General features: G+C 66.2%; 4 protein-coding genes, 1 tRNA gene and 1 pseudogene. 1 reads left to right on the top strand and 5 read right to left on the bottom strand.

Annotated features, from left to right (window positions below; all coding sequences use genetic code 11):
• Positions 1–232, top strand: a pseudogene (locus VMR03_RS09855) (ABC transporter); the annotation flags it as partial.
• A 70-nt stretch (positions 233–302) separates the two neighbouring features.
• Here VMR03_RS09855 and VMR03_RS09860 read toward each other — a convergent pair.
• The 5 genes from VMR03_RS09860 to VMR03_RS09880 form a co-directional block, all read right to left on the bottom strand.
• Positions 303–377, bottom strand: a tRNA-Glu gene (locus VMR03_RS09860).
• 450 nt (positions 378–827) lie between these two features.
• Positions 828–2,639 carry a single-stranded-DNA-specific exonuclease RecJ gene (gene recJ / locus VMR03_RS09865; RefSeq protein ID WP_325404697.1) on the bottom strand — a complete coding sequence of 604 codons (1,812 nt, stop codon included), beginning with the start codon at positions 2,637–2,639 and terminating at the stop codon, positions 828–830.
• Between the two features lie 143 nt (positions 2,640–2,782).
• The gene (gene glpX / locus VMR03_RS09870; RefSeq protein WP_325404699.1) at positions 2,783–3,754 is read right to left on the bottom strand and encodes a class II fructose-bisphosphatase; all 972 of its coding nucleotides are present in this window, start codon (positions 3,752–3,754) and stop codon (positions 2,783–2,785) included.
• Positions 3,755–3,787: 33 nt separating this feature from the next.
• Positions 3,788–5,092, bottom strand: a complete 1,305-nt coding sequence (locus VMR03_RS09875; RefSeq protein WP_325404703.1) for a homoserine dehydrogenase — start codon at positions 5,090–5,092, stop codon at positions 3,788–3,790.
• On the bottom strand, positions 5,089–5,717 hold a 629-nt coding region (locus VMR03_RS09880), incomplete at its 5' end, for an aminotransferase class I/II-fold pyridoxal phosphate-dependent enzyme (RefSeq protein ID WP_325404705.1). The genes VMR03_RS09875 and VMR03_RS09880, both read right to left, overlap by 4 nt.

Below are 5,717 nucleotides of genomic sequence, written 5' to 3' on the forward strand. Positions count from 1 at the left end.
ATCGAAGGTACAGGAAGCGCTCGACCGGCTGATGGAAGGACGTACGACCATCGTGATCGCTCACCGGCTTTCGACTGTGCGCAATGCGGACCGCATCTATGTCCTGGACAAGGGCAAGGTGCTTCAGATGGGCTCCCACGCAGAGCTTCTGGCGGAAGGCGGCCTCTACTCCCATCTCCATGCATTGCAGTTCCGGGAACCGCCTGTGAAGCGCGTCGCCAATGTCGGCTAGAAAGGCGATTGCGGGAGAGTGGCTGAACGGGAGATTGCCGGCAGCGGCAAATGCCAGCCGCGAGAGACAATGGTACGCCCTAGGGGAGTCGAACCCCTCTTTCCAGAATGAAAATCTGGCGTCCTAACCGATAGACGAAGGGCGCATCATGCGCCGGCCAAATGAGCCGCTGGACCGGGCTTATAAGGGGATGTGCCCGACATGACAAGAGGCTGTTCGGCAAGGTCGCAACCCGCCGCCGGATCGACGGAGAGAAGATGCGGGCTCGCCGGAGGCTGAGCGTCAATGCTCGCAACATGGCGAGCCGCGCGGCCCCCGGGCCGGTGCCGGCTATTTGCCGGCGTTCGACGAATAATAGGCAAGGGTCGCGGCAAAGACGGCGAACACGCCGGCGGCCAGTGCGAGGTAGTAGAGATTTTCAGTCAGCAATTTGAGCTCCCCTGAAGGCGTTTTGACGGGTGCGGACTGCGCCGCGCTTGAACCGCGCCAATTAGCCATTCTGGGAATAGGGGCTTCATTGATTTAAATCAAAGCGCCCCCGCGCGACTCGAAATCCGTCGCCAGACGCGACGTTTGGTCGCCGCAAGGATGAGCCTCAGGGCGTCGCGTCCCTCGTCGGCACCGCATCCTCGATCGTGAACTGCACGTCGCGGCGGCCGCGCCAATCGTCGGCCTTGAGCCGGCCGGCGACATGAATCGTGCCCGTACCCCGGTCGAGCAGCGCCTTGCCCAGCGGATTGTCCGCCGCGCGGAAGGCGATGGCCTTCAGCCGCGCCCCGTCCTCGCCGGTCAGCGCGCAGCGCACATGGCCCTGCCCCACGATGTCGGCATGGGCGACCCGCATGGCCGGCACGGCGAAGCGCGGCTCAGGGTTTCCCGCCCCATAGGGTCCCGCCTGCTCCAGCAGGTCGTAGAGCTCGCGGTTGGCGCCCCGGGCGCTCAAGGCGCCATCGATGCGCAGGTCCTTCGATTCGGAAGCCGCGAGCACTTCGCTTGCGATGCGGGCCTCGAGGAAGTCCGCAAGCGCCGGCAGCTTGTCCTCGCGGACCGTCAGCCCCGCCGCCATCGCGTGACCGCCGCCATTGACCAGAAGACCTGCCTCCAGCGCCGCCGTCACCGCGCGGCCGAGATCGACGCCCTGGATCGAGCGGCCGGACCCCTTGCCTTCGCCCTTGCCGTCGAAGGCAACGACGATGGAGGGCCGTTCGTAGCGCTCCTTGAGCCGCGCCGCGACGATGCCGATGACGCCCGGATGCCAGCCTTTCGATGCCGCGACGATGACCGACGGCGGCGCGTTGCGGCGGCTGGCGCCGAGCGCCATGTCGACCTGCGCCAGCGCCTCGTCCAGCACCTGCGCCTCGATCGACTGGCGCTCCTTGTTCAGCAGATCGAGCTCGCGCGCGATGGCCGCCGCCTCTTCGGGATCGCCCGTCGTCAACAACCGCGCACCGAGATCGGAGCGCCCTACCCGGCCGCCCGCATTGACCCGCGGTCCCAGCAGGAACCCCAAATGATAGGCGCCTGGCGTGCCTTCCAGCCGCGCCACGTCGGCCAGCGCCTTGAGGCCGATATTGCCCCGCCGCGCCAGCACACGCAGCCCCTGCGCCACATAAGCGCGATTGAGGCCCACCAGGGGCACCACGTCGCAAACGGTGCCGAGTGCCACCAGGTCGAGCAGCGCGAGAAGGTCAGGCTCGTCGTGGCTCGTGTACCAGCCGCCATCGCGCAAGGCGCGGTTGATCGCGACGACGAAGAGGAAGGCGACGCCCACTGCGGCCAGCGTGCCCTGCCCGCTGGTATCGTCGAGCCGGTTCGGATTGACCAGCGCCAGCGCCGGAGGCAGCGACGGCTCGGCCTGATGATGGTCTATAACGATCACTTCGAGACCCGCATCGGCGGCAAGCCCCAGCACCTTGTGCGCCATGGTTCCGCAATCCACGGTGACGACGAGCTTGATGCCGTCGTCGCGCAGTTCCATCAGCGCCGGCGCGTTGGGGCCGTAGCCTTCGCGGATGCGGTCGGGAATATAGATGCGGATGTCGTGGCCGACGCCCTTGAAGAACCGCTTCAGCAGCGCGCTCGAGGTCGCGCCGTCGACATCGTAGTCGCCGAACACCGCGACCTTCTCGCCCTTCATGATCGCGTCGGCGATGCGCCGCGCGGCCTTATCCATGTCGAGCAGCGAGGATGGATCGGGCAGCAGATTCTTGAGGCTCGGCGCGAGATAGGCGGCACAATCTTCCGGCGCAACGCCGCGTCCCGCCAGCACGCGCGCGACGATCTCGGGCAGTCCTTCGCGTTGCGAGATCGCCATCGCGAGGCGGTCGTCGACCAGGCGGCTCACCCAGGCGCGGCCGGTCAGCGACCGCTCGACGCCGAGAAAATGGGTAAGCGCAGGAGCCAACATATCATCGCCCGCCTTCCGTATAGCCCTCCCCCCTTGAGGGGGAGGGTTGGGAGGGGGGTGAGCCCGGAAAAGAGTCTTTCGAAGAAGCCCCCCCGCCCGATCGGCTACGCCGATCGACCTCCCCCTCGAGGGGGAGGTAATCCTTATTTGAACGGTTCGATCGACGGATGCAGCGCCTTCACCCAGCGCACCGTGCCGCGCGACGAGCGCATGACCACCGTATGCGTGGTGATGCCGCCGCGTACATAGCGGATGCCCTCGAGCATGCTGCCGTCGGTGACGCCCGTGGCGGCGAAGATCACATCGCCCGAGGCCATCTCGTGCATGTCGTATTTTTTGTCAAAGTCCTTCACGCCCATCTTCGAGGCGCGCGCCTTCTGTTCGTCGCTCGACGTAACGAGCCGCCCCTGCATCTGGCCGCCCGTGCAGCGCAGCGCCGCCGCCGCCAGCACGCCTTCCGGCGCGCCGCCGATGCCGAGATAGATGTCGATGCCCGTCACCGGGTCGGTCGTGTTGATGACGCCGGCGATGTCGCCGTCGGTGATCAGCGTCACGCGCGCGCCCGTCGCGCGCACGGCGGCGATCAGATCGGCATGACGCGGCCGGTCGAGAATGCAAGCCGTGATCTGCGAGACATCGACACCCTTCGCCTTCGCCAGCGCCGCGATGTTCTCCTTCGGCGTCGCGTCGAGATCGACAAGCCCCTCCGGATAGCCGCCGCCGATGGCGATCTTGTCCATGTAGGTGTCCGGCGCATGAAGAAGGCTGCCGCCTTCCGCCATCGCGAGCACCGCCAGCGAGTTCGGCATCGACTTCGCGCAGAGCGTCGTGCCTTCCAGCGGATCGAGCGCGATGTCGACCTTCGGGCCTTTGCCGGTGCCGACCTTTTCGCCGATATAGAGCATCGGCGCCTCGTCGCGCTCGCCCTCGCCGATGACGATGGTGCCGTCGATGTCGAGCCTGTTGAGCTCCGTACGCATCGCGTCGACGGCGGCCTGGTCTGCCGCCTTCTCGTCGCCGCGCCCCGCCAGCAGGGATGAAAGTATCGCCGCCCGTTCGGTGACACGCGTCACCTCGAGCGTCAGCATCCTGCTTATACCTACTTTGCCAGACATCGGTCTTTCCCTCGTCGAGAACTTTTCGTCTGCTTAACGTGATTCGCCGTCTTCGATCCGGATCACGAGCGGTTTGCCCGCCACATCTTCAAGTCTTGATAAATGTGTCTGCGCCGCGCGCATAGAACCTTCTTCGGTCTTGTGCGTGACAAAGACGACCGGCTTGCGGCCGGTGTCGCCCTGCTCGCCCGGCTGCACGATGCGTTCGATCGATACGGCGGCATTCGCCAGCGCGCGGGTGATCTCGGCCATGCTGCCGGCGCGGTCGATCGCGTTGAAGCGCAGGTAATAGGCGCTCTGCGACTTGTCGGCGTTCGCCTTGGCCGGCTGTTTCAGATGGCTCGTCGGCACGATGAAGGGCGGCATGACGAGGCCGCGCGCGATGTCCACGAGGTCGGAGAGAACGGCGGACGCCGTCGGCCCCTCGCCCGCGCCGCGTCCTTCGAGCACAAGCAGGCCCACACGATCGCCGCGCACCGCCACGGCGTTGAAAACGCCCGACACGGCCGCGAGTGGCGAACCGTCGGCGACCAGCGCCGGATGCACGCGCTGTTCCACGCCGCCATCGGTCTTGGTCGCGATCGCGAGGAGCTTGATCTTGTAGCCGAACTCCCTGGCGAACCGGATGTCGGCCGCCGTGATCTTCTCGATGCCCTCGATGTGTACGCTGCCGAAGTCGATCTCGCGGCCGAAGGCAAGACTTGCGAGAATGGCAAGCTTGTGTGCGGCGTCGATGCCGCCGACATCGAAGGACGGATCGGCCTCGGCATAGCCGAGCGCCTGTGCGTCTTTCAGCACGTCGCCGAAGTCGCGGCCCGTCGTTTCCATCTCTGTCAGAATGTAGTTGCAGGTGCCGTTCAGAATACCGACGAGGCTCTCGATCTCGTTCGCCGCCAGCCCCTCGCGTAGCGCCTTGATAATCGGAATGCCGCCCGCGACCGCCGCCTCATAGTTGAACGCGACGCCGCGTTGCTCGGCGGCACGCGCGAGCGAGATGCCGTGATGCGCGATCAAGGCCTTGTTCGCCGTGACGACATGCTTGCCGTTTGCGAGCGCCGTCTCGACGACTTCGCGCGCGACGCCTTCGGCGCCGCCGATCAGCTCGACCACGACATCGATATCGTTCGCCGCCGCGAGCTTGCGCGCGTCGTTCTCCCAACGCACCCCGTCAAGATCGATGCCGCGCGACTTCGCGCTGTCGCGCGCGCTGACCGCAACGAGGTCAATGGAACGCCCTGCCGCCGCGGCCAGAAACTCCCGTCGCGCCGCCAGAATCTTGACAACGCCGACCCCGACGGTGCCGAGGCCCGCCACACCTATCCGCAGTGGTTTACTCACGTCCGGCTCGCTCTCGTCGAATTGGGATGCGGAACGACATTGCCCTTGATCCCCACGCGTTCCTCATACTCCGCGAGAATCTGGTCGGCGTTCTGCATCATGCGCTTGACGCCGCGCGCCGCCTGCCGGATGCGCTGCTCGTTCTCGACGAGACCGATGCGCACATGCCCGTCGCCATATTCGCCGAAGCCGATGCCCGGCGCGACGGCGACGTCGGCCTGTTCGAGCAGCAGCGTCGAAAAGCCCAGCGAGCCGATGTGACGGAACTTCTCCGGGATCGGCGACCAGGCGAACATGCTCGCCGGCGGGCTCGGAATGTCCCAGCCCGAACGCGCCATGCTGTCGACCAGCACATCGCGGCGGCTCTTGTAGATCTGGCGAATTTCGGCGACGCAATCCTGCGGACCGTTCAGCGCCGCCGTCGCCGCCACCTGGATCGGCGTGAAGGCGCCGTAGTCGAGATAGGATTTCACGCGGCCGAGCGCGTTGATGAGCCGGTCGTTGCCGACCGCAAAGCCCATGCGCCAGCCCGGCATCGAATAGGTCTTCGACAGCGAGGTGAACTCGACGGCGCGGTCCTTGGCGCCCGGAACCTGCAGGATCGAGGGCGGCGGATTGCCGTCGA

The organism is Parvibaculum sp. (assembly GCF_035511255.1).
GTDB lineage: Bacteria > Pseudomonadota > Alphaproteobacteria > Parvibaculales > Parvibaculaceae > Parvibaculum.

Coding starts and splice junctions, on each gene's coding strand:
- recJ (WP_325404697.1), bottom strand. CDS start 2,639: ATGTTGGCTCCTGCGCTTACCCATTTTCTCGGCGTCGAGCGGTCGCTG.
- glpX (WP_325404699.1), bottom strand. CDS start 3,754: ATGTCTGGCAAAGTAGGTATAAGCAGGATGCTGACGCTCGAGGTGACG.